This window comes from Pseudomonas sp. LB3P58 (genome assembly GCF_054897895.1).
Window position 1 is genome coordinate 626,304 of sequence record NZ_JBUBVE010000001.1, and the last position, 23,732, is coordinate 650,035.

The following is a 23,732-nucleotide window of genomic DNA, read 5'->3' on the forward strand; positions in this document are numbered from 1 at the left end:
ATTAAAATTTATTGAAGTACGAAGTAATCGTAGCGCATCGAAACAGTGACCTCGAACGGCTCGACCTGTTCGATGACCGCCGCTCGGCGTTCAGCACTGGCGCGCCAACCGTGGGGGGTCATGGCCAACAGGTTCGCACGGTCCTGACCACTTGCAAGCGTCAGTTTGAACTCCAGGGTTTCGCTGTGCTGCAGCGCCATGCCTTCCGGCACCAGGGCCAGATGCTTGTCATCGGTGTATTCACGCACTTCGTCGTACAGACGTTCGCGCAATTCCATCAGATGGCCGCTGGTGGGGCCGACTTTCATCAAACCGCCACCTGGGCTGAGCAGGCGTTTGGCTTCCTCCCAATCCAGCGGGCTGAAGACGCTGGCGAGAAACTGGCAGCTGCCCGAGGCCAACGGCACCCGCGCCATGCTGGCGATCAACCAGGTCAGCTGCGGGTTGCGTTTGCAGGCGCGTTTGACCGCTTCCCGGGAGATGTCCAACGCGTAACCGTCGGCGTTCGGCAAGGCCTCGGCGATTTGCGCGGTGTAGTAACCCTCGCCACAACCGATGTCCAGCCAGCGCTGCGGTGCGTACTGAGCGGCCAGTTCCGCCAGACGCTTGGCCACCGGCGCGTAATGGCCGGCGTTCAAAAAGTCGCGCCGGGCTTCGACCATCGCCAGGTTATCCCCAGGGTCGCGGCTGTTCTTGTGCTGCACCGGCAACAGGTTCAGGTAACCCTGACGCGCACGGTCGAAACGATGCCCGGCGGGGCAGGCCACGCCGTTGTCTACCGCGTTCAGCGGTTCGCTGCAGATTGGGCAGGCAAGCATCAGGCGAGCAACTTGATCAGGGTCTGGTAGTAGATTTCGGTCAGCACATCGAGGTCGGCAGCCAGCACGCGCTCGTTGACCTGGTGAATCGTCGCGTTGACCGGGCCCAGTTCAACCACCTGCGTACCCATGGTCGCAATGAAGCGCCCGTCGGAGGTGCCACCGCTGGTGGAGGCTTTGGTATCGCGACCAGTGATGTCCTTGATGCTCGACGCGACGGCATCCAGCAACGCGCCCGGTTCGGTGAGGAACGGCAGGCCGGACAGCGCCCAGTCGATGTGCCAGTCCAGGCCATGTTTGTCGAGAATATCGGCGACGCGCTTTTGCAGGCCTTCAACGGTGGATTCGGTGGAGAAGCGGAAGTTGAACACCGCCACCAGGTCACCCGGGATCACGTTGGTCGCGCCAGTGCCGGAGTTCACATTGGAGATCTGGAAGCTGGTCGGCGGGAAGAAATCGTTGCCATGGTCCCAGTGCTCGGCGGCCAGTTCGGCCAGCGCCGGGGCGGCGAGGTGGATCGGGTTCTTCGCCAGGTGCGGATAGGCCACGTGACCTTGCACGCCGCGCACGGTCAGCTTGGCACCGAGGGAGCCGCGACGGCCGTTCTTGACCACGTCACCCACCAGAGTGGTGCTCGACGGTTCGCCGACAATGCACCAGTCCAGACGCTCCTTACGGGCGGCAAGGCGTTCGATCACCGCTTTGGTGCCGTGGTGCGCCGGGCCTTCTTCGTCGCTGGTGATCAGGAAAGCAACCTTGCCCTTGTGATCCGGGTAGTCGGTGACGAAGCGCTCGGCCGCCACGGTCATGGAAGCGAGGCTGCCTTTCATGTCCGCCGCGCCACGGCCGCAGAGCATGCCGTGTTCGTCGATCACCGCGTTGAACGGGTCGATCTGCCAGGCAGTCACCGGGCCGGTCGGCACCACGTCGGTGTGACCGGCAAAGCACAGCACCGGACCGTCGTGTTTACCGTGGGTCGCCCAGAAGTTATCCACATCTTCGATGCGCATTGGCTCAAGCGCAAAACCGGCATCGCCCAGGCGCTGCATCATCTGCTTCTGGCAATCGGCGTCGACCGGCGTCACGGACGGACGGCGGATCAGGTCGATGGCGAGTTGAAGGGTCGGCGAAAGGTCGGCGTGGGCCGTCATGGGAAAACTCCGGAAACTGTAAATGTGGGAGCGAGCCTGCTCGCGATGAACGATGACACGGTCCGTATGACAAACCTCATCGCCTGCATCGCGAGCAGGCTCGCTCCCACAGGTATTGGGTCAGGCCTTTGGGGGCAAGGCGCGCAAAATGGCGGTTATCTTAAAGCAAAACGGCGGCCATTGGCCGCCGTTTAGTGCATCCGCAACGATTTAGACCGCCGGTGCCGTCTCGCCCTCGACCGCCGGTTTCGGCAGCGAAGACAAGAACGCCATGATCAGCGCCGCCAGGTATGGCAATGATTGCACGAGCAACATCGTCACCCAGAAGCGCATGTCATTGCTCGGCAGGCCGTTCACCAGGAAAATCCCCAGCGCCGCGCTCCACAACAGCAGCATGATGAACATTTCTTCGCGAGCTTCCGAAATCGCCACCCAGAAGCCGTGGTTATCGGCGTTTTTCGGGGTGCGGAAGAACGGAATGCTGCTGGTGAAGAAACCGTACAGCACCGCTTTGGCGATGGTGTGCGACAACGCCAACCCTGCCAATGCCGCGCAGAAAGCGTCCTTCAGGTTGACCCCGACCGCACGACGGTAGAGGAAGATGATCTTGCCCACCTTGAACACGAACAGCGCCAATGGCGGGATTGCGAAAATCAGCAACGGTGGATCGACCCGCTGCGGCACGATGATCATCGCCGCCGACCACAACAAGGCGCCCACGGTGAAGAAGATGTTCATGCCATCTGCGACCCACGGCAACCAGCCCGCGAGGAAGTGGTAACGCTGGCCACGGGTCAGCTCGGTGTCCTTGCCGCGCAACAGACTGGCGGTGTGACGCTTGATGATCTGAATCGCACCGTAAGCCCAGCGGAAACGCTGTTTCTTGAAGTCGATAAAGGTATCGGGCATCAGGCCTTTGCCGTAGCTGGTGTGGTAATACGCCGCTGACAAGCCTTTCTCGAACACGCGCAGACCCAACTCGGCGTCTTCACAGATGCACCAGTCAGCCCAGCCCAGTTCCTCGAGCACCGAGCGCCGGGTCATGGTCATGGTGCCGTGCTGGATGATCGCGTCACGGTCGTTACGGGTGACCATGCCGATGTGGAAGAAACCTTTGTATTCCGCGTAGCAGAGCTTCTTGAAGGTGCTTTCGTTCTGGTCGCGGTAATCCTGCGGCGACTGCACCACGGCGATTTTCGGATCGGCGAAGTGCGGCACCATGTGCTTGAGCCAGTTCGGGTCGACGCAGTAGTCCGAGTCGATCACCGCAATCACTTCGGCATCCTTGGCAGTGTGCGGAATCAGGTAATTCAGCGCGCCACCCTTGAAACCGGCCAACGGTGCAACGTGGAAGAACTTGAAGCGCGGGCCGAGGGTTTCGCAATAATCGCGCACCGGTTCCCAGACCGCCGGGTCCTTGGTGTTGTTGTCGATGATCAGGACTTCGAAGTCCGGATAGTCGAGGTTGGCCAAGGCGTTGAGGGTCTGTTTGACCATCTCCGGCGGCTCGTTGTAGCAAGGTACGTGAATCGAGACTTTCGGTCGGTAGTCCGAATCGCCCACCACCGGCAGGAATTCACGTCGGCGTTTGTGGGTCCAGACCGCTTCGGCCAGTTCATGCGCCTCGGTCAGCAGCACGATAAACACCCCGAGTGCGCCGAGCGCGAGCAAGAAGCCCACCGTCAGGCTGAACCAGGTGCTGTATTGCTGACTGTAGTCGTAACCGATCCACACCAGCACCGAACCACAGAGGAACGCGGTGAAGGTCAGGAAGGTGCGGCCACGTTGACGCAGGGCCGAGCCGTCGATCATCAGCAGGGTCAGGGACAGCAGAGCCAACACCACGGAACCGATGGCCAGCACGCGCCATTGCGGGATCGCGACGACCGGGCCTTCGAAGTTGAATTTCTGCTGGCGCGCGGCGTTGAAAACGCCCCAGTAAGCGCCCACGGAACCTTCGTCACTGGCCTTCCACGGTTGGTCAAAGGCTTCGATCACGAAGTAGTTGAAGCCCTGGCGATTGAGCTTGTTGACCAAGGTCCGCAGATAAATCGCCTGGTCTGCCGGCGACGCATCGGCGCCACCGCGCATACGGCCGTTGCTCGGCCAGCCGACTTCCGACAGCAGCAGCGGTTTTTTCGGGAACATCTTTTTCAGGTCGCGGGCGCGGTCGAGTACGAACTGCCCGGACTGCTCCATCGGAACATGTTCCCAGTACGGCAGGACGTGGGCGGCGATCAGGTCGACGTGCTTGGCCAGGCTCGGGTTTTCTTCCCAGACGTGCCATTGCTCGGAGGTCGTCACCGGTACTTTCACTGCCGCGCGGACGCGATCGAGGATCACGCTCAGTTCGGCGGCGGTAATTTCCTTACGGAAGATCGCCTCGTTACCGACCACAACGCGAACCACGCTGCGGGAGGTATTGGCCAGGTCAATGGCGCGCAGGATTTCACGCTCGTTGCGCGCAAGATCCGGGCTGATCCAGATACCCAGTGTCACGCGCAAACCGAATTCTTCGGCGAGCTTGGGAATATCACCCAGGCTGCCATCGACCGAGTAAGTACGGATGTTGTCCGTCAACTTGCTCATGATCTCCAGATCGCGACGCATTTCATCGTCGGTCGGGTATTGCTCTTTTTGTGGGTACTGCCCTTGCTGGAACGGCGAGTACGAAAAGCCGGAGATCTGTTCAGGCCAGTTGGGGGCGGTGACCGGGCGATTGATCAGCGCCCAGAAGCCGGTAAACAAGGCTGCGATGGCGAGCACCACGACCAGGTTGAGTCCAAATTTACGCGATGACATAGCTTTTTCGGGTTCCAAAGGCTGTGGAACGAAGGAACGGTTTGCGGCTGGCTGCCAGGGGGCAGGGGCGCGCATCCTACACTGGAGGTTCTCTGACCGTACAGCGAACAGGGAAATGCCCGACATTGGGCACTCTGGTTTCACATAAGTTCTTTCACTTGTCGCTGGAAGGTTAAAAGTTCTCGCACTGTGGCCCTATAATGCGCGCCGGTTTTTGGGGTAATGGTCATGAGTACAGAAGATCCGCGGTTTGCAGGCATCGCCCGTTTGTATGGCATCGACGGCCTGGAGCGCCTGCGCGCGGCGCATGTGGCGATCGTCGGCGTTGGTGGCGTCGGTTCCTGGGCGGCGGAAGCCGTCGCCCGTTGTGGCGTGGGCGAGATTTCGCTGTTCGACCTGGACGACGTCTGCGTCAGCAACGCCAACCGTCAGTTGCACGCGCTGGACAGCACCGTCGGCAAACCCAAGGTTGACGTGATGGCCGCGCGCCTGCGCGGGATCAACCCGGACTGCACCGTGCACGCGGTGGCGGACTTCGTCACCCGCGAGACCATGGCCGAATACATCACGCCGAACATCGACTGCGTCATTGATTGCATCGACAGCGTGAATGCCAAGGCGGCGCTGATTGCCTGGTGCAAGCGCCGCAAGATTCAGATCATCACCACCGGCGGCGCGGGCGGGCAGATTGATCCGACGTTGATTCAGGTGTGCGATTTGAATCGGACCTTCAATGATCCGTTGGCTTCGAAAGTGCGCTCGACCTTGCGCCGGGATTACAACTTCTCACGTACCGTGACCCGCCATTACAGCGTGCCGTGCGTGTTTTCCACCGAACAACTGCGCTACCCGAAACCGGATGGCAGCATTTGCTTGCAGAAGAGTTTTGTCGGTGATGGTGTGAAGCTCGACTGCGCCGGAGGATTTGGTGCGGTGATGATGGTGACGGCGACGTTTGGCATGGTCGCGGCGACCAAGGCTGTGGATAAGATTGTGGCGGGTGTTCGTCGCCCCTCCGATAGGGTTAAGTCTGAGGCATAGTGGGTGCTGCTGACGGCCTCATCGCGAGCAAGCTCGCTCCCACATTGGAATGCGGTTCCCTGTGGGAGCGGGCTTGCTCGCGAAGGCGATTAACCAGCCAACTCATTCATCCGCTGTAGCACGGCATTAAGGCCATTACTGCGCGACGGCGACAGCTGCCGGCTAAGCCCCAACTGATCAAACCAATCCGGCAAATCCACCTGCTGCAACTCAACCGCTGACAACCCGTTAACCCGCGCCAGCAGCAACGCCACCAACCCGCGAATCAACCGCGCATCGCTGCTCGCGGCAAACTGCCAGTGACCATCCTGCAATTCACCCACCAGCCATACCTGACTTTCACAGCCATGCACGCGGTTGGCGTCACTCTTATCCACATCGCTCAGCGCCGGCAGACGGTCGCCCCATTGCATCAACAGCCGCGCCCGTTGTTCCCAACCGGCAGTCTTCTGAAAAGTCTCCAGCGCCGTGGCCGCATCGGCAGGCAAGTTCATCGCAACAATTCCAGCGCCTGATCCAGCGCTTCAAAGAACCGCTCCAGGTCTTCGGAATCGTTGTACAGCGCCAACGACACCCGGATGGCCCCAGCCAGCTCAAAATGCTTGAGCAACGGCATTGCGCAGTGATGACCGGCGCGCACCGCGATCCCCTGTTCGGTCAGCAAATGCGCCAAATCAGAGTTATGCACACCCTCGACGACAAAACTGGCCAGCGCCAGTTGCGGCTTGCCCAACAACCGAATGCCGTTGCGTGCTTCAAGGCCTTTGAGCAAATAGTCATGCAGCGCTGCTTCATGGGCGCAAACCGCGTCCTGATCGAGCCCCGCCAGATAATCCAGCGTCGCCCCCAAACCAATCACCCCGGCAATCGGCGGCGTACCCGCCTCGAAACCCAGTGGCGCCGGGCGGAACCGTGCGCTGTGGTAATCCGCATCCAGCACCATTTCACCGCCGAATTGCCAGTGGCGCAGTTGTTCAAGCGCTTCATTGCGACCGAACAGCACGCCCAGTCCGTCGGGGCCGTAGAGCTTGTGGCTGGAAAACACATAGAAGTCGCAGCCCAGCGCCTGCACGTCGTGGCGGCCATGAACCACGCCTTGGGCGCCATCGACCACGGTCAGTGCGTTATGCGCCTTGGCCATCGTCAAGAGGGCGGGCAACGGCTGCCAGGCGCCGAGTACGTTGGACAGCTGACTGACGGCCAGCAAGCGGGTTTGAGGACCGATCAACTGCGCGGCAGCATCAAGGTCGATCAAACCGTCGGCGTCCAGTGGCAGGATCACCAGTTTCAGGTCGCGACGGTGGGCCAGCTGCTGCCATGGCAACAGATTGGCGTGATGCTCCAGGGCGCTGATGACAACTTCATCGCCCGGATTGAAAAGATGTTCCAGGCCATAAGCCAGGAGGTTCAGCGCAGACGTTGCGCCGTGGGTAAAGATGATCTGCCCGCAATCGCCGGCATTGAGCCAGTGGGCGACTTTGCTGCGGCTGGCCTCGAACGCCTGGGTGGCGTGGGCGCCGGGCAAGTGTTGCGCCCGATGTACGTTGGCCGCGCCGTTGGCGTAGTAGTGCGCCAAGGCATCCAGCAGGGCTTGAGGCTTTTGCGTGGTGGCGGCGTTGTCCAGATACGTCTGGTCTTGCCGTTGCAATGCGGCGATGGCCGGAAAATCGGCGCGCCAGGGAGAGGGAATCATCATGTTGTTCGGCCCTGGTGAACATGGGCGGATGTACGCCAAACCTTGTGGGAGCGAGCTTGCTCGCGATGGCGGTCTCTCGGATGCCATCGCGAGCAAGCTCGCTCCCACAGGTGATCGTTTGACGTTCTGCTTAGTTGTGAGCGTGCAGCGCTTCGTTCAGTTCGATGGCCGATTTGTGGGTTTTGCATTCCACTGCACCGGTCTCCGAATTGCGGCGGAACAGCAGGTCAGGTTGACCGGCCAGTTCACGGGCCTTCACGACTTTGACCAGTGCGTTGTTTTCGTCCAGCAGCGCCACTTTGGTACCCGCGGTCACGTACAGGCCTGACTCAACGGTGTTGCGATCGCCCAACGGAATGCCGATACCGGCGTTCGCGCCGATCAGGCAGCCTTCGCCGACCTTGATCACGATGTTGCCGCCGCCCGACAGGGTGCCCATGGTCGAGCAACCGCCGCCCAGGTCCGAACCCTTGCCGACGAATACGCCAGCGGAAACGCGGCCTTCGATCATGCCCGGGCCTTCGGTGCCGGCGTTGAAGTTGACGAAACCTTCGTGCATCACGGTGGTGCCTTCGCCGACGTAAGCGCCCAGACGAATACGTGCCGCGTCAGCGATACGCACGCCGGCCGGAACCACGTAGTCAGTCATTTTCGGGAATTTGTCCACCGAGAACACTTCCAGCAGCTCGCCGCGCAGACGGGCTTCCAGTTGATGTTCGGCCAGTTCGGCCAGGTCGATTGCGCCCTGGCTGGTCCATGCCACGTTCGGCAGCAGCGGGAACACACCGGCCAGGTTCAGGCCGTGCGGCTTGACCAGACGATGGGACAGCAGGTGCAGCTTGAGGTAAGCCTCAGGCGTGGAAGTCAGCTGAGCGTCTTCGGCCAGAAGGGTTGCGACCAGCGGCTTGTGGCTCTCGGCCAGACGGGTGAGCAAGGCAGCCTGGGCAGCGTCGACGCTTTTCAGGGCTTCAGCCAGTTGCGACGCCTGAGCGGTAGTGAACGCGATGGCCTGATTGCCTTCGGTGTAGCCCAGAACAGGTGCGATGGCAGCGACCAGTTCGGCCGACGGGTTGAGCAGTGGCTGCGCGTAAAACACTTCCAGCCATGCACCTTGACGGTTTTGAGTGCCGACACCAAAGGCCAGGCTGAACAGGGTAGTGGACATGTTGATACCTCTAAAAAATGGAACGGGCTGCCTTACTTGAGCGCTGCCGCGTAGATATCTGGCTTGAAGCCAATCAGGGTTCGGTCACCGAGATCAAGCACCGGGCGCTTGATCATCGAGGGTTGTGCGAGCATCAGTTCGATGGCTTTCGGCTGGTCGAGATCGGCTTTGCGTTCGTCGTCGAGCTTGCGAAAGGTCGTGCCTGCACGGTTCAACACCACTTGCCAGCCGTGCTCGTCGCACCATTGGGTCAGGTGTTCACGGTCGATTCCGGCCGCTTTGTAATCATGAAAGTCATAGCCGACAGCGTGTTCATCGAGCCAGGTGCGCGCCTTTTTCATGGTGTCGCAGGCTTTGATGCCGAAAAGGTGCAACGTTTTGCTTGAAACGGTCAAGGAATTGCCCCCTTTGCAGGTGCTGGAAATAAAAGGTGACGGATTATGCCATGACCGGACGGTTTCGCGTCGGTCGTGGTCGGGTTTGTCCGTTTGTCGTGGCGATCAGCGATTGCATGCGACATAGGTGTGACGGCCTGCCTGCAGTCTAAGCGGCTAATATGGCACTTCAATGCTGTCGATTGTCTTGGAAAACGCGCTTGATGCAAACCGCCTGCTAACGTTTGGGATAAAGCAACTTCATAAGTTTTTTATCTTTTTTACTGATCTTTCGGTTAATAGGGATTTCCCAATCGCCCAGTGTCAGCGTGTTAGCCACCGGGTGGTGCATGATGGATTTTCTGTCGTAAGGCGTGTAAATCGCTTCGATCGTATCGAAGGAACCAAAGAGGTTTCTGTCGACTTGCTCTTTGGTCAGCGGATTCATTTCTCGATTCTGGTAGAACGCATACACTTTCGGTTTATCCCAAGGAATACTGGCCTCAGGGTGTTGGTGTTCATGCATGGCGCCTAAGGCATGTCCAAACTCATGAGTCACGATCACGTCGAAGTCTGAATCTTCAGGTTTGACACCCAGATCCATGGTCGGCCAGTCCGGATGAATCAACAGCGCGTCGGTGCCCAGCATTGAGCTGTTGACGTTGTTTTTTGTCGCAATCCGGATATCACCTTCAAGTCCATCGACAAAATCGAAGCTCAGATTGATATAGGGCAGCCACTGGCTGGCAGCGTCGATGATCTTCTGTTTGTGCTCATCATCGGGGCCGTCGATAAACGCGATTTTGAGCGTCCGTCCGTTAGCCCACAGTTTTGAGTAATTGATCAGCGAGCGCTTGCGGCGAGTGCTGCCGCCGGTGCCGGCATTCTCAGGGTTTTCGTTGATGGCGGCTTCGTAGGATTGTTGATCGTTGGGCCATTGGATAAGGGTGCAGTCTTCAATACTGTTCATTGGCTACTTCTTCCTTGAAGTAAGGTCGTGTGAATGCGTACGCTAATGCGCTGCATGAGAGTAAGGGGAACTCTGCAGTTCGGTGAACCTTAATTTCGGCTTAAGTGTTACCGATTATAAAAGTGGCAAATTTGATCTCGGCAAGGCTAAGCTGGGGGGAGGTGAAGTAGCCCTGTCTTCTTTATTACGGGGATAAATCTTTCGCATCAGTCGCCGATCTTTTTGGCTGATAGTGTTGTTGTTCCCTATCGACCAGTCGCCGGTGGTGAACTCGTTCGGAATCTTATAATGCATGATTGAAAGTTTGTCATAAGGAGTTGTTCGTGTGTTGATCGCGTCCAGTGTTCTAAAGAAGTTGTGATCGACTTGCTCTTTCGACCAGTTGAAGTTGCGCAGGTGGAAGTCATAGACCTTGGGTTTGTCCCATGGGATATCGGCGTGTGGGTGTTGGTGTTCATGCTCCATTCCGAGTGCATGTCCGAACTCGTGCATGACCGTTGAATCGAACCGTGGGTGCGTCAGGTCGGTGCCAATATTCAGGGTGTTCTCATGAGGCTGGCGCAGTGTCGCATCAGTGCCAATGGCCGAGTAATTTGCAGGCGCCTCCAGGGTGATCCGGATATCGCCCGTGGCATCGTCGACAAACTCAAGTGTCAGGTTGATTGAGTTTTGCCATTGTTTTATGGCGTTGATAACTGCGTTGCGGTGTGCGAGGGAGGGCGGGTTTATAAATGCAATTTTCAGAGTTCTGTGGCTCGCCCAAAATTTTGAGTGCGTGGCGACTCCACGTTTCTGGCGTCCACCGGTTGAAGAATTCTGGAGGTTGTCAGGGTTTTCTCGTAGAGCAGCCTCGTAAGAGGCGCGTGGATCAAAGTTGCCAATAACGCGGCAGGGCGCTAGAGGGTGCATTGTTATGTCCTTATCAGATGTAGCTTTCGAATGGGTTCGAATGCTGGCGCATTTGATTAGGATTAAATCAGCGATAAGTGGGTGGGGGAGGTTTTAATGTTTAAGTGCTTGCTGCTTTATTATGAGTAAGGCCTGTACTGCGTTGCGCAGTACAGGCTCAGGTTGTTACTTGCGATTAGCCATGAAATTGCGAATCCGCTCAGCGGCTTCGACACATTCCGCCAGCGGTGCAACCAGCGCCATGCGCACTCGGCCTGCGCCGGGATTTGAGCCGTTCACTTCGCGAGACAGATAAGACCCAGGAACGACCGTCACATGTTCTTCAACGAACAGATCACGGCAGAACGCCTCGTCGTCGCCTTCAACATTCGGCCACAAATAGAAACCGCCGTCCGGACGCTGCACGTCCATCACTGGGCCAAGGATTTCCAGGACTGCATCGTATTTCTCACGATACAGCGCACGGTTGGCGCGCACGTGCACTTCGTCATTCCACGCGGCAACACTGGCCAGTTGGGTCTGAACCGGCATCGCGCAGCCGTGGTAGGTGCGATAGAGCAGGAAGCCTTTGAGAATGTCCGCATCACCGGCCACGAAGCCTGAACGCAGACCTGGCAGGTTGGAGCGCTTGGACAGGCTGTGAAACACCACGCAACGCTTGAAGTCCTTGCGGCCCAGTTCCACACAGGCGCTGAGCAGGCCGGCCGGTGGGGTTTGTTCGTCGAAATACAGTTCGCTGTAGCACTCGTCGGCGGCGATCACGAAGTCGTATTCGTCGGCCAGGGCGATCAGCTTCTTCAGGGTTTCGACCGGGATCAGTGCGCCGGTCGGGTTGCCCGGCGAGCACAGGAACAGGATCTGGCAGCGTTTCCAGATGTCTGGGGAAACGGCGTCGAAATCCGGGTTGAAACCGTTTTCGTCCAGGCACGGCAGGTAATGCGGCTTGGCCCCGGCAAGGAACGCGGCGCCTTCGTAGATCTGATAGAACGGGTTCGGGCTGACCACCAGTGCATCGTCGCCACGGTTGACCACGGTCTGGGTGAAGGCGAACAAGGCTTCACGGGTGCCGTTGACCGGCAGCACATTGCGCGCCGGGTCGAGCCAGCCGTTCGGAACGCTGAAACGACGTTCGCACCACGCGGCGATGGCTTCACGCAGGGCCGGAATTCCGAGGGTGGTCGGGTACACGGCCATCTTATCCAGATTGCTTGCCAGGGCTTCGGCGACAAAGCTTGGCGAACGGTGTTTCGGCTCGCCAATGGACAGCGCAATGGCACGCTTGTCCGGGTTTGGCGTGACGCTGCCGAGCAGGGCGCGGAGCTTCTCGAACGGGTAGGGCTGCAACTGGTTCAGAGCGTTGTTCATCGGTACGGGGTCTCGTTCAAAGCGGCTGAATCCTGACGCGCAATCAGATGCTGATGCGCGACAGTTTGATATCGGGTTCGTTGCTGACGGTCAGCTGTTCGACGATTGCGTCCTGCAAGCGGCTGCACAGCAATGGGTCGGACAACGGCTGGTTGTTCGCATCGGTGATGAAGAACACGTCTTCCACGCGCTCGCCGAGGGTCGCAATCTTGGCGTTCTGCAACGACAGGTCGAACTCGAGGAAGATCGTGCCGATCCGCGCCAGCAGGCCGGGGCGATCCGGGGCGCTTAGCTCCAGCACGGTTACCGGACGCTGGGCGTCGTTGTGGATCGTCACCTGTGGCGCAAACGCGAAATGCTTGAGCTGGCGCGGTACCCGACGCTGAATGATGGTCGGGTAGTCGTCCGGGTTGCGCAGGGCTTCGGTCAGGCCCTCGCGAATCTGTTTGACCCGCGCCGGGTTATCGCCGATCGAATCGCCGTCGGTGTCGAGCACGATGTAGGTGTCGAGGGTGAACTGGCTGCTGGAGGTGATGACCCGGGCGTCGTGAATGTTCAGGTTGAGCTGGTCCATTGCCGCCACGGTCACGGCGAAGAAGTCGTGCTGATCCGGCGCATAGATAAAGATCTGCGTGCCGCCTTCGAACTCGCGCTGGGTGGTTTCCTTGATCAGAACCAGCGGTCCGCCGTCGGCCGGCTGCTGGAGGATCGCGTCACTGTGCCAGGCCACGTCGCCGGCAGTGTGGCGCAGGAAGTAGTCATCGCCCAATTGCGCCCACAGCTGCTCGACGTCGTCCGGATCGGTGCCGCCGCGCACCAGAATGTCCAGTGCTGCGCTCTGGGTCTGGCGGATCTGTTCTTCGCGGTCCACCGGGTTTTCCAGGCCGCGGCGCAAGGCCCGCTTGGTCTCGGTGTAGAGCTGGCGCAACAGACTGGCACGCCAGGAATTCCACAGCGTCGGATTGGTGGCGTTGATGTCGGCGACGGTCAGCACGTACAGATAGTCGAGGTGAGTTTCGTCGCCGACGATCTGCGCGAAATCGTGGATCACCTGCGGGTCGGACAAGTCCTTGCGCTGGGCAGTGGTCGACATCACCAAATGGTTCTGCACCAGCCAGACGATCAGACGACTGTCCCACACCGGCAACTGGTGGCGCTGGCAAAAGGCTTCGGCATCCACGGCGCCGATTTCCGAGTGATCGCCATGCCGGCCCTTGCCGATGTCGTGGTACAGGCCGGCCAGGTAGATCAGCTCGGGTTTGGGCAATTTGCCCATGAGCTTGCTGGCCAGCGGGAATTTTTCCGACACCTGGGTGTACTGCAACTTACGCAGATGTTTGATCAGGTTCAGGGTGTGAGCGTCGACCGTATAGATGTGAAACAGGTCGTGCTGCATCTGCCCGACGATGAAGCCAAACTCCGGCAAGTAGCGCCCGAGAATGCCGTAGCGGTTCATCCGTCGCAGATTGCGATGGATGCCGATCTTGCACTTGAACAGTTCGATAAACAGGCTGGTATTGCGGATGTCGTTGCGGAAATCGTCGTCGATCAGGTGACGGTGTTCTCGCAGCAGACGAATGGTATCGGCGCGCACGCCTTTGATTTCCGGCTGCTGGGCCATCAGTACGAAGATTTCCAGCATGGCGAACGGTGTGCGGCGGAACACGTTGTCGTTGCGCGCCTCGATGTAACCGTCGTGCAGCTGGAATCGCGAGTTGATCGGCTGCGGCGGCGCTTGGTCTTCCGGCGCGAGGATGACTTCCTCGAAGTGCTGGATGATCAGGTCGCTGAGCTGGGCAATGCTCATGACCACGCGGTAATACTGCTGCATGAAGTTTTCGATGGCTTGCTTGGCGTCATCGCCTTTGAAGCCCAGCAGCCCGGCGATGGTGCGCTGGTGATCAAACAGCAAGCGGTCTTCGGAACGTCCGGCAAGCATGTGCAGGGCGTAACGAACCTTCCACAGGAATTCCTGGGAGGAGGCCAGCAGCGCGTTTTCGCTCTCGACCAGGAAGCCTTCGCCGGCCAGGGCCCGCAGGTTCAGGGTGCCGTACTCGCGACGGGCCACCCACAGAATCGTCTGAATATCCCGTAGGCCGCCGGGAGAGCCTTTGACGTTGGGTTCCAGGTTGTATTCGGTGTCGTTGTATTTGTGGTGACGGGCCTTCTGCTCGGCGCGTTTGGCCAGGAAGAAGTCCTTGCTCGGCCACATGTGCGCGGTGCTGGTGACGTCCAGCATGCGCTGGCGCAAGCGCTCGGGGCCGCAGATGGTGCGGCTTTCCATCAGGTTGGTGACGACCGTCAGGTCGGCGCGGGCCTCCTGGACGCATTCGTCCACTGAGCGAACGCTCTGGCCCACTTCGAGGCCGATATCCCACAACAGCGTCAGAAAACGCTCGATGGAATCTCGGAAAACTTCGTGATCGGCGCTGTCCAGCAGGATCAGCAAATCGATGTCGGAATAAGGGTGCAACTCACCGCGACCGTAGCCGCCGACCGCGACCAGCGCGATGTCGGCGTCTTCGCTCCAGTTAAACTGCTCCCAGGCCTTTTGCAGGATGTTATCGACGAACCAGGCGCGATCCTCGATCAACCGGCGAATGTCGCGGCCGCTGCGAAAGCGCTCGTCGAGCACCTCGCGGGCTTGGCGAATCGCCTTCTTGAAGGCCGCGATCGGGCTTGCCTTCAGGGCCAGTTCAGCCTGGAACTGGCCACGGTCGAAGAGTTCGGGATCCACCTGCGGCATCGATTGGCTTTCCTGTCTATGAGGCTGAGGAGCTGCGCGCCCGGATCAGGCCGAAACGCGCGGGATGGTGTCGTCGGCGCGCAGGGTGAAGATCTCGTAACCGGTTTCGGTTACCAGCAGGGTGTGTTCCCACTGTGCCGACAGCTTGCGGTCCTTGGTGATCGCGGTCCAGCCATCGCCCAACACCTTGGTATCGGCCTTGCCCTGGTTGATCATCGGCTCGATGGTGAAGGTCATGCCGGCCTTCAGTTCCATGCCGGTGCCAGCGCGGCCGTAGTGCAGGATCTGCGGCTCTTCGTGGAACACTTTGCCGATGCCGTGACCGCAGAATTCGCGAACCACCGAGAAACCGTTTTTCTCTGCGTGTTTCTGGATGATTTCACCGATGTCGCCCAGGCGGCAGCCGGGTTTGACAATTTCGATGGCCTTGTACATGCATTCCTGGGTCACTTGCGACAGGCGCTCGGCCCAGACCGGCACGGTGCCGACGTGGAACATGCGGCTGGTGTCGCCGTGGTAGCCGTCCTTGATGACGGTGACGTCGATGTTCAGCGTATCGCCATCCTTCAAGGCCTTCTCGTTCGGAATGCCGTGGCAGACCACGTGGTTGATCGAGGTGCAGATCGACTTCGGGAAACCCTTGTAGTTGAGCGGGGCAGGGATGGCTTTCTGCTCGTTGACGATGTAGTCGTGGCAGATGCGGTCCAGTTCTTCAGTGGTAATGCCCGGCTTGACATGTTCGGCAATCATTTCCAGCACATCGGCGGCCAGTTTGCCGGCGATGCGCATTTTTGCGATGTCCTCTGGGGTTTTGAGGGTGACGGTCATACAGGCTCTCTCTGCGCTCGATGGCGCCTTCTAAAACGGAATGGGCGTTGCGCGGTCGATCTTCGCGGCCCTGAAAAACGCGATTCTAACAGACGAGCAGCGCAAATCTGAGCCTCTGTGCATCGCTTCTCCTTATAGAATGGCGCATTCTTGGAGGATTCCAAGGGACGGAACCAAGGCGCGCACCAGGATTTAACAATCCGGGTTCCGTTTTTTTCAGCCTTGTGATATAAAATGCGCCGCTTTCCGGGGATCCCCTGAAAAGCCTAAATCCACACACGTGTCGACACGATGACCTGGGTGCCTTCAGCTGATGCTGCTGGTTGGTCATTGGGATACGTGGAGGCCAAACCCGACTTATTAAGGAACTATCATGTCCCAAGTCAACATGCGCGATATGCTGAAGGCCGGTGTGCACTTCGGTCACCAGACCCGTTACTGGAACCCGAAAATGGGTAAGTACATTTTCGGCGCGCGTAACAAGATCCACATCATCAACCTTGAAAAAACCCTGCCAATGTTCAACGAAGCTCTGACTTTCGTAGAGCGTCTGGCCCAGGGCAAAAACAAGATCCTGTTCGTCGGCACCAAGCGTTCCGCTGGCAAGATCGTTGCTGAAGAAGCAGCACGTTGCGGTTCGCCGTACGTCGATCACCGCTGGTTGGGCGGCATGCTGACCAACTTCAAAACCATCCGTGCTTCCATCAAGCGTCTGCGTGACCTTGAAGTGCAAGCCGAAGACGGTACTTTCGCCAAGCTGACCAAGAAAGAAGCGCTGATGCGCACTCGCGATCTTGAGAAGCTCGATCGTTCCCTGGGTGGTATCAAGGACATGGGCGGTCTGCCAGACGCACTGTTCGTTATCGACGTTGATCACGAGCGCATCGCGATCACCGAAGCCAACAAGCTGGGCATCCCGGTTATCGGCGTAGTCGATACCAACAGCAGCCCGGAAGGCGTTGACTACATCATCCCAGGCAACGATGACGCAATCCGCGCTATCCAGCTGTACATGGGTTCGATGGCTGACGCTGTTATCCGCGGTCGCAACCACGTTGCTGGCGGCACCGAGCAGTTCGTTGAAGAAGCTCCGGTGGCAGCAGCTGAGTAATTGACGCCTTGGCGTTGACTCAGTAAGCAAAAAGGGGGCTTGGCCCCCTTTTTGCCACCTCGAAAACCGTTTGTCGGCAGCGCAGTTACAGCCTTTGTAACCTGCAGCAGCCAGCAAGGGTGGTTCGGGAAGAATTGATCGCCCGTTCGATCGGGTGGAATGGTTGAAAACCTATCCAAGAGGAATTTTGAAATGGCAGAGATTACTGCAGCGTTGGTCAAAGAACTGCGCGAGCGTACTGGCGAAGGCATGATGGACTGCAAAAAGGCCTTGACCAAGGCTGGCGGCGACATCGAAAAAGCCATTGATGACATGCGTGCTTCGGGCGCCATCAAGGCTGCCAAGAAAGCAGGCAACGTGGCTGCTGAAGGCGCTATCGCTCTGAAGGAAGACGGTAAATCCGCCGTTCTGCTGGAAGTGAACTCGCAGACCGACTTCCTGGCTCTGCAGGACGACTTCAAGGCATTTGTCGCTAACAGCGTTGAAAAAGCGTTCGCTGACAAACTGACTGACGTTGCTCCGCTGATCGCAGCTCAAGAAGCCGATCGCCTGGTTCTGGTCGGCAAGGTTGGCGAAAACGTCAACATCCGTCGCCTGGCTCGCGTTGAAGGTGACGTTGTTGGTGGTTACCTGCACGGCAACAAGATCGGTGTTGTGGTTGCCCTTAAAGGCGGCAGCGTTGAGCTGGCCAAGGACATCGCCATGCACGTAGCGGCGACCAATCCTGAATTCCTGCTGCCATCGGAAGTTTCCGCTGAAGCGGTCGAGCGTGAGAAGGGCGTGTTCCTGACCCTCAACGCTGACAAGATCGCCGGCAAGCCAGAAAACATTGTTGAAAACATGGTCAAAGGCCGTATCAGCAAGTTCCTGGCTGAAGCGAGCCTGGTTGAGCAGGCGTTCGTCAAGAACCCTGAAATCAAGGTTGGCGAACTGGCCAAGAAAGCCGGTGCTGAAATCGTTTCCTTCACCTACTTCAAAGTAGGCGATGGCATCGAGAAGCCGGTCGACAACTTCGCTGAAGAAGTTGCTGCCCAGCTGGCTGCCGCCAAGCAATAAGACGGTTTTTTAACTGTCGCCCTGAAGAGGCTGCCCGCTCACGCGCGCAGCCTCTTTTCAGATGGGGCACCAATTTTTAATTGGTTTCCTTTTGGAACTGGCTTACAAAGCCATGTTCCGATGGCGCTGAAGCAGCGCCAAGTTAGAGTGAACGCCAGCTGTAAACAGCTCGCAAAGAATTTTTAAAATACGCCGCAGGAGAGATTCGCAATGGCTCAGCAGGGCAGTGGTTATCAGGCTCGCTATAAACGCATTCTACTCAAGCTTAGCGGCGAGGCCCTGATGGGCTCGGAAGAGTTCGGGATCGATCCGAAAGTTCTGGATCGCATGGCGCTGGAAGTCGGCCAACTGGTCGGCATCGGTGTTCAGGTCGGTCTGGTGATCGGCGGCGGCAACCTGTTCCGCGGTGCAGCGCTGAGCGCGGCCGGCATGGATCGGGTCACCGGCGACCACATGGGCATGCTGGCCACTGTGATGAACGCCCTGGCCATGCGCGATGCGCTGGAACGTGCCAATATCTCGGCCATCGTGATGTCGGCCATTTCCATGGTCGGCGTAACCGATCACTATGATCGCCGCAAAGCCATGCGCCACTTGAATGCCAAGGAAGTCGTGATTTTCGCGGCCGGTACCGGCAATCCGTTCTTCACCACGGATTCGGCAGCGTGCTTGCGTGCAATCGAAATCGATGCGGATGTCGTGCTCAAGGCGACCAAGGTCGATGGCGTCTACACCGCTGACCCATTCAAAGACCCGCATGCCGAGAAGTTCGATCATCTGACTTACGATGAAGTGCTGGATCGCAAGCTGGGCGTGATGGATCTGACCGCCATTTGCCTGTGCCGCGACCACAAGATGCCGTTGCGCGTATTTAACATGAACAAGCCCGGCGCCCTGCTGAATATCGTGCATGGCGGCGCTGAAGGGACCCTGATCGAGGAAGGCCAACAATGATCAACGAAATCAAGAAAGACGCTAAAGAGCGTATGCAGAAATCCGTCGAGTCGCTGATGCACAACTTCGGCCGTATTCGTACTGGCCAGGCGCACCCAAGCATTCTGGAAGGCGTGATGGTGCCGTATTACGGTTCCGACACTCCGATCAAGCAGGTGGCGAACATCACTGTCAAAGACGCCCGTACCCTGCAAGTGGTTGCCTTTGAGCGCAACATGCTGGGTGCCGTCGACAAAGCCATCGGTAGTGCGGGTCTGAACCTCAACCCGACCAACCTGGGTGAATTGCTGCTGATCTCCATGCCGGCCCTGACCGAAGAAACCCGTAAGGGCTTCACCAAGCAGGCTCGCGATGTCGCTGAAGATGCCCGTGTTGCGGTGCGCAACATCCGTCGTGATGCGAACAGCCAGCTCAAGGATCTGGTCAAGGAAAAAGAAATCAGCGAAGACGAAGAGCGCCGCGCAACTGGCGAGATCGATGACCTGACCAAAAAGTTCGTGGCTGAAATCGACGCGAATCTGGCGCAGAAAGAAAAAGACCTGATGGCCGTATAAGGGTCACGTTTTCATGGAAAAGACCAAGCAGACTGCGCCGTCCGCGGTGCCGCGCCATGTCGCGATCATCATGGATGGTAATAATCGCTGGGCGAAAAAACGCTTTATGCCGGGTGTCGCCGGTCATAAAGCGGGCGTGGATGCGGTTCGTGCGGTGATCGAGGTGTGCGCCGAGGCCGGGGTCGAAGTATTGACCCTGTTCGCCTTCTCCAGCGAGAACTGGCAGCGCCCGGCCGACGAGGTCAGCGCCTTGATGGATCTGTTCTTCAAGGCATTGCGTCGCGAGGCCAAGCGCCTGAACGAAAACAACATCAGTTTGCGCATCATTGGCGACCGTTCGCGCTTTCATCCTGAGCTTCAGGCTGCCATGCGTGAAGCTGAGGCAATGACGGCGGGCGCCAATCGCTTCGTTCTGCAGATCGCTGCCAACTATGGCGGACAGTGGGATATCGCGCAGGCCGCACAGCGTCTGGCTCGGGAAGTTCAGGCCGGGCACCTGCGTCCGGAAGACATTACCCCGGAACTGTTGCAAGCCTGCCTGGCTACCGGTGATTTGCCGTTGCCGGACTTGTGCATCCGTACCGGTGGCGAGCACCGCATCAGTAACTTCCTGCTGTGGCAACTGGCTTACGCCGAGTTGTACTTCTCCGACCTGTTCTGGCCGGACTTCAAACACGATGCCATGCGTACCGCGCTGGCCGATTTTGCTTCTCGGCAGCGCCGCTTCGGTAAAACGAGCGAGCAGGTCGAGGCTGGAGCCCGGTTTTAATGCTTAAACAACGAATCATCACCGCGCTGATCCTGCTGCCGATTGCCCTGTGCGGGTTTTTCCTGCTCGAAGGCACCGGTTTTGCGCTGTTCATCGGGCTGGTCGTGACCCTGGGTGCATGGGAGTGGGCTCGTCTGGCGGGCTTCACTGAGCAGCCGATCCGCGTTGCCTATGCGGCTGTGGTCGCGTTGATGCTGTTTGTCATGCATATCCTGCCTGGGCTCGCGCCTTGGGTATTGGGTGCGTCGGCACTTTGGTGGGGCGTTGCAACCTATCTGGTGCTGACGTATCCGCGCTCCAGCGAACTTTGGTCCAGCGCTGCCTGCAAGCTGGTGATCGGTCTGCTGATCCTGCTGCCCGCCTGGCAGGGTCTGGTTCAGATCAAGCAGGAGCTTTTGGGCAACTGGCTGATCATGGCGGTGATGGTGCTGGTCTGGGGTGCTGATATCGGTGCTTACTTCTCTGGCCGGGCCTTTGGCAAGCGCAAGCTGGCGCCACAGGTCAGTCCCGGCAAAAGCTGGGAGGGCGTCTATGGCGGTCTCGCGGTGAGTCTGATCATTACTGTCATTGTCAGTCTGGTTCGAGACTGGACGGTAGCGCAGCTATTCAAAGGTCTGATTGGTGCAGCCATCATCGTGTTTATCTCGGTGGTAGGTGATCTGACTGAAAGCATGTTCAAGCGTCAGTCCGGGATCAAGGACAGCAGTAATCTGCTGCCGGGTCACGGCGGCGTGCTGGACCGAATCGACAGCCTGACTGCAGCGATTCCAGTGTTTGCCGTGCTGCTGTGGATGGCGGCACCGTGAGCCGCCCGCAGCAGATTACCGTCCTGGGGGCGACCGGTTCGATTGGTCTGAGCACGCTAGACGTCATCGCTCGCCATCCCGAGCGTTATCAGGCTTTCGCCTTGAGCGGTTTTACCCGTCTGAGCGAGCTGTTGGCGCTGTGTGTTCGTCATACGCCGCGGTTCGCCGTGGTGCCTGAGGCGGGTGCTGCCCGAGGCTTGCAGGACGACTTGCACGCCGCAGGTCTGTCGACTCGCGTGCTGGTGGGGGAGGAGGGCCTGTGTCAGGTTGCTTCCGATCCTGAGGTCGATGCGGTCATGGCGGCCATCGTTGGCGCTGCGGGCTTGCGACCGACTCTGGCGGCGGTCGAAGCCGGCAAGAAAATCCTCCTGGCCAACAAAGAAGCACTGGTGATGTCCGGTGCGCTGTTCATGCAGGCGGTGCGCAAGAGTGGTTCGGTATTGCTGCCGATCGACAGCGAGCACAACGCGATTTTCCAGTGCATGCCACAGGATTTCGCTCGTGGGCTGAGTGCCGTCGGGGTGCGTCGGATTTTACTCACGGCCTCTGGCGGTCCGTTCCGACAGACACCTATGGCTGAACTGGTGCATGTTTCCCCTGAGCAAGCGTGTGCCCACCCGAACTGGTCCATGGGGCGCAAGATTTCGGTGGATTCGGCCAGCATGATGAACAAGGGGCTGGAGCTGATCGAAGCCTGCTGGCTGTTTGATGCCAAGCCGTCCCAGGTCGAAGTGGTGATTCATCCTCAAAGCGTGATTCATTCCCTGGTCGATTACATCGACGGTTCGGTATTGGCCCAGTTAGGTAACCCTGACATGCGCACGCCGATCGCCAACGCGCTGGCCTGGCCGGAGCGAATCGATTCGGGTGTTGCGCCGCTGGATCTGTTTGCAATTGCGCGGCTGGACTTCCAGGCGCCTGATGAAGAGCGATTCCCGTGCCTGCGCCTTGCGCGTCAGGCGGCTGAATCCGGCAATAGTGCGCCGGCCATGCTGAATGCGGCGAATGAAGTGGCGGTCGCGGCCTTTCTCGACGGGCGGGTTCGCTACCCGGAAATCGCGAGTATCATCGAAGAAGTATTGAATCTCGAGCCCGTGGTTGCGGTTGACGATCTCGAGGCAGTGTTCACGGCCGACGCAAAAGCGCGAGTACTGGCCGAACAATGGTTGAGTCGTCACGGGCGGTAAGTGCTGCAATACGTTGACCCATGCGGCACTGGACAGGATTGCGGAGAAAGTAGATGAGCGCGCTCTATATGATTGTCGGCACCCTGGTGGCTTTGGGTGTGCTGGTCACCTTCCACGAATTCGGCCATTTTTGGGTCGCACGTCGCTGTGGGGTCAAAGTGCTGCGTTTCTCCGTGGGCTTCGGTATGCCGTTGCTGCGCTGGCACGACAAGAAAGGCACTGAGTTCGTCGTCGCCGCGATCCCGCTGGGCGGTTACGTGAAAATGCTCGACGAGCGCGAAGGCGAAGTGCCTGCCGATCAGCTTGATCAATCTTTCAATCGCAAATCCGTCCGCCAGCGTATCGCTATCGTATCGGCGGGTCCGATTGCCAACTTTTTACTGGCGATGATTTTTTTCTGGGTGCTCGCCATGCTCGGCAGCGAGCAAGTGCGCCCGGTCATTGGTGCAGTCGAATCCGGCAGTATCGCCGCCAAGGCTGGTTTGAGCGCGGGCCAGGAAATCATTGCCATCGATGGCGAGCCAACTTCCGGCTGGGCCGCGGTGAACCTGCAGTTGGTCCGTCGTCTTGGGGAGAGCGGTTCCCTGCAGTTGCTGGTCCGTGATCAGGGTTCCACGGTGGATTCGCCCCGTGAGCTGATGCTGGATAAATGGCTCAAGGGTGCCGATGAGCCAGATCCGATTCGTTCGCTGGGTTTGCGCCCTTGGCGTCCGGCGCTGCCACCGGTCCTGGCCGAACTTGACCCGAAAGGCCCGGCACAGGCTGCTGGGCTGAAGACCGGTGACCGACTGTTGGCTCTCGACGGTAAGTCGCTTGATGACTGGCAGCAGGTGGTGGACACGGTCCGTATGCACCCTGATACCAAAATCATGCTGCGCGTCGAGCGTGATGGTGCTCAAATCGACGTCCCTGTGACGCTGGCCGCTCGCGGCGAGAAGAAGGCACCCAGTGGTTATCTAGGGGCTGGGGTGAAGGCAGTTGATTGGCCGCCAGAGATGATTCGCGAAGTGAGTTATGGTCCTGTGGCAGCGATTGGGGAGGGTGCTCGACGCACCTGGACCATGAGCGTACTGACCCTCGATTCGCTCAAGAAAATGTTGTTCGGTGAGCTCTCGGTAAAAAACTTGAGTGGACCGATAACCATTGCTAAAGTGGCGGGCGCTTCTGCCCAGTCGGGTGTCGCTGATTTCCTGAATTTCCTTGCTTATCTGAGTATTAGCTTGGGGGTTCTGAATTTGTTGCCCATTCCTGTACTGGATGGGGGGCATTTGTTGTTTTATCTGATCGAGTGGGCGCGTGGTCGCCCCTTGTCGGATCGGGTGCAGGGTTGGGGGATACAGATCGGTATCAGTTTGGTGATCGGGGTGATGTTGCTTGCTCTTGTCAATGATCTGGGTCGACTGTAACGCTTCGCTGAATTGCGAATCTGC

Annotated in this window: 21 protein-coding genes; 9 read left to right on the top strand and 12 right to left on the bottom strand. The window is 58.7% G+C overall.

Features of this window, described 5'->3' with window-relative positions:
• Window positions 1-8 precede the first annotated feature (8 nt).
• The 3 genes from ACYZTZ_RS02845 to ACYZTZ_RS02855 all read right to left on the bottom strand — a co-directional run bounded on the left by ACYZTZ_RS02845 (window position 9) and on the right by ACYZTZ_RS02855 (window position 4,771).
• Window positions 9-818: a putative RNA methyltransferase gene (locus tag ACYZTZ_RS02845; RefSeq protein ID WP_461997159.1), complete on the bottom strand. Its 810-nt coding sequence runs from the start codon at window positions 816-818 to the stop codon at window positions 9-11.
• Window positions 818-1,969 (bottom strand): succinyl-diaminopimelate desuccinylase, encoded by a 1,152-nt coding sequence (dapE, locus tag ACYZTZ_RS02850; protein ID WP_461962716.1) that lies wholly within the window; start codon window positions 1,967-1,969, stop codon window positions 818-820. The genes ACYZTZ_RS02845 and dapE overlap by 1 nt, the downstream gene beginning before the upstream one ends.
• A 210-nt stretch (window positions 1,970-2,179) precedes the next feature.
• Complete coding sequence (locus ACYZTZ_RS02855; protein ID WP_056739141.1) at window positions 2,180-4,771, bottom strand: glycosyltransferase; 2,592 nt, start codon at window positions 4,769-4,771, stop codon at window positions 2,180-2,182.
• A 222-nt stretch (window positions 4,772-4,993) separates the two neighbouring features.
• On the opposite strand from ACYZTZ_RS02855, the gene tcdA reads away from it, so the two are divergent.
• Window positions 4,994-5,812: a tRNA cyclic N6-threonylcarbamoyladenosine(37) synthase TcdA gene (tcdA, locus tag ACYZTZ_RS02860; protein ID WP_461997160.1), complete on the top strand. Its 819-nt coding sequence runs from the start codon at window positions 4,994-4,996 to the stop codon at window positions 5,810-5,812.
• An 89-nt stretch (window positions 5,813-5,901) separates the two neighbouring features.
• Here the strand turns inward: tcdA and ACYZTZ_RS02865 are convergent, their stop codons facing one another.
• The 9 genes from ACYZTZ_RS02865 to map form a co-directional block, all read right to left on the bottom strand.
• Window positions 5,902-6,306 (bottom strand): SufE family protein, encoded by a 405-nt coding sequence (locus ACYZTZ_RS02865; protein WP_461997161.1) that lies wholly within the window; start codon window positions 6,304-6,306, stop codon window positions 5,902-5,904.
• Window positions 6,303-7,508, bottom strand: a complete 1,206-nt coding sequence (locus ACYZTZ_RS02870) for an aminotransferase class V-fold PLP-dependent enzyme (protein ID WP_123365931.1) — start codon at window positions 7,506-7,508, stop codon at window positions 6,303-6,305. The genes ACYZTZ_RS02865 and ACYZTZ_RS02870 overlap by 4 nt, the downstream gene beginning before the upstream one ends.
• 130 nt (window positions 7,509-7,638) lie before the next feature.
• A complete protein-coding gene (gene dapD / locus ACYZTZ_RS02875; protein ID WP_461997162.1) occupies window positions 7,639-8,673 on the bottom strand; it encodes a 2,3,4,5-tetrahydropyridine-2,6-dicarboxylate N-succinyltransferase in 1,035 nt (344 codons plus the stop codon).
• A 32-nt stretch (window positions 8,674-8,705) separates the two neighbouring features.
• Window positions 8,706-9,068 carry an ArsC family reductase gene (locus ACYZTZ_RS02880; RefSeq protein ID WP_438660660.1) on the bottom strand — a complete coding sequence of 121 codons (363 nt, stop codon included), beginning with the start codon at window positions 9,066-9,068 and terminating at the stop codon, window positions 8,706-8,708.
• A gap of 217 nt (window positions 9,069-9,285) precedes the next feature.
• On the bottom strand, window positions 9,286-10,017 hold the full coding sequence (locus ACYZTZ_RS02885; RefSeq protein WP_461997163.1) for a M12 family metallopeptidase: 732 nt from the start codon (window positions 10,015-10,017) through the stop codon (window positions 9,286-9,288).
• A 114-nt stretch (window positions 10,018-10,131) separates the two neighbouring features.
• Window positions 10,132-10,926 carry a M12 family metallopeptidase gene (locus tag ACYZTZ_RS02890; RefSeq protein ID WP_461997164.1) on the bottom strand — a complete coding sequence of 265 codons (795 nt, stop codon included), beginning with the start codon at window positions 10,924-10,926 and terminating at the stop codon, window positions 10,132-10,134.
• A 165-nt stretch (window positions 10,927-11,091) separates the two neighbouring features.
• Window positions 11,092-12,291: a succinyldiaminopimelate transaminase gene (dapC, locus tag ACYZTZ_RS02895; protein ID WP_461997165.1), complete on the bottom strand. Its 1,200-nt coding sequence runs from the start codon at window positions 12,289-12,291 to the stop codon at window positions 11,092-11,094.
• A 43-nt stretch (window positions 12,292-12,334) separates the two neighbouring features.
• Window positions 12,335-15,037, bottom strand: a complete 2,703-nt coding sequence (locus ACYZTZ_RS02900) for a [protein-PII] uridylyltransferase (protein WP_056739154.1) — start codon at window positions 15,035-15,037, stop codon at window positions 12,335-12,337.
• A 45-nt stretch (window positions 15,038-15,082) separates the two neighbouring features.
• Window positions 15,083-15,865 carry a type I methionyl aminopeptidase gene (map, locus tag ACYZTZ_RS02905; RefSeq protein WP_046046303.1) on the bottom strand — a complete coding sequence of 261 codons (783 nt, stop codon included), beginning with the start codon at window positions 15,863-15,865 and terminating at the stop codon, window positions 15,083-15,085.
• A gap of 373 nt (window positions 15,866-16,238) precedes the next feature.
• On the opposite strand from map, the gene rpsB reads away from it, so the two are divergent.
• The 8 genes from rpsB (at window position 16,239) to rseP (ending at window position 23,708) form a co-directional block, all read left to right on the top strand.
• On the top strand, window positions 16,239-16,976 hold the full coding sequence (gene rpsB / locus ACYZTZ_RS02910; RefSeq protein ID WP_003219330.1) for a 30S ribosomal protein S2: 738 nt from the start codon (window positions 16,239-16,241) through the stop codon (window positions 16,974-16,976).
• A gap of 192 nt (window positions 16,977-17,168) precedes the next feature.
• On the top strand, window positions 17,169-18,032 hold the full coding sequence (tsf, locus tag ACYZTZ_RS02915) for a translation elongation factor Ts (RefSeq protein ID WP_461997166.1): 864 nt from the start codon (window positions 17,169-17,171) through the stop codon (window positions 18,030-18,032).
• Between the two features lie 210 nt (window positions 18,033-18,242).
• The gene (gene pyrH, locus ACYZTZ_RS02920) at window positions 18,243-18,986 is read left to right on the top strand and encodes a UMP kinase (RefSeq protein WP_003172271.1); all 744 of its coding nucleotides are present in this window, start codon (window positions 18,243-18,245) and stop codon (window positions 18,984-18,986) included.
• Window positions 18,983-19,540 (top strand): ribosome recycling factor, encoded by a 558-nt coding sequence (gene frr, locus ACYZTZ_RS02925; RefSeq protein WP_033056300.1) that lies wholly within the window; start codon window positions 18,983-18,985, stop codon window positions 19,538-19,540. Before pyrH ends, frr begins: the two co-directional genes overlap by 4 nt.
• A gap of 13 nt (window positions 19,541-19,553) precedes the next feature.
• Window positions 19,554-20,309, top strand: a complete 756-nt coding sequence (gene uppS, locus ACYZTZ_RS02930; protein WP_461997167.1) for a polyprenyl diphosphate synthase — start codon at window positions 19,554-19,556, stop codon at window positions 20,307-20,309.
• Entirely contained in the window at window positions 20,309-21,115 is an 807-nt protein-coding gene (locus tag ACYZTZ_RS02935) for a phosphatidate cytidylyltransferase (protein WP_461997168.1), read from the top strand. Before uppS ends, ACYZTZ_RS02935 begins: the two co-directional genes overlap by 1 nt.
• Window positions 21,112-22,302 (top strand): 1-deoxy-D-xylulose-5-phosphate reductoisomerase, encoded by a 1,191-nt coding sequence (gene ispC / locus ACYZTZ_RS02940; RefSeq protein ID WP_461997169.1) that lies wholly within the window; start codon window positions 21,112-21,114, stop codon window positions 22,300-22,302. The genes ACYZTZ_RS02935 and ispC overlap by 4 nt, the downstream gene beginning before the upstream one ends.
• Window positions 22,303-22,355: 53 nt before the next feature.
• Window positions 22,356-23,708, top strand: a complete 1,353-nt coding sequence (gene rseP, locus ACYZTZ_RS02945; protein WP_223433360.1) for a sigma E protease regulator RseP — start codon at window positions 22,356-22,358, stop codon at window positions 23,706-23,708.
• Window positions 23,709-23,732: the final 24 nt, after the last annotated feature.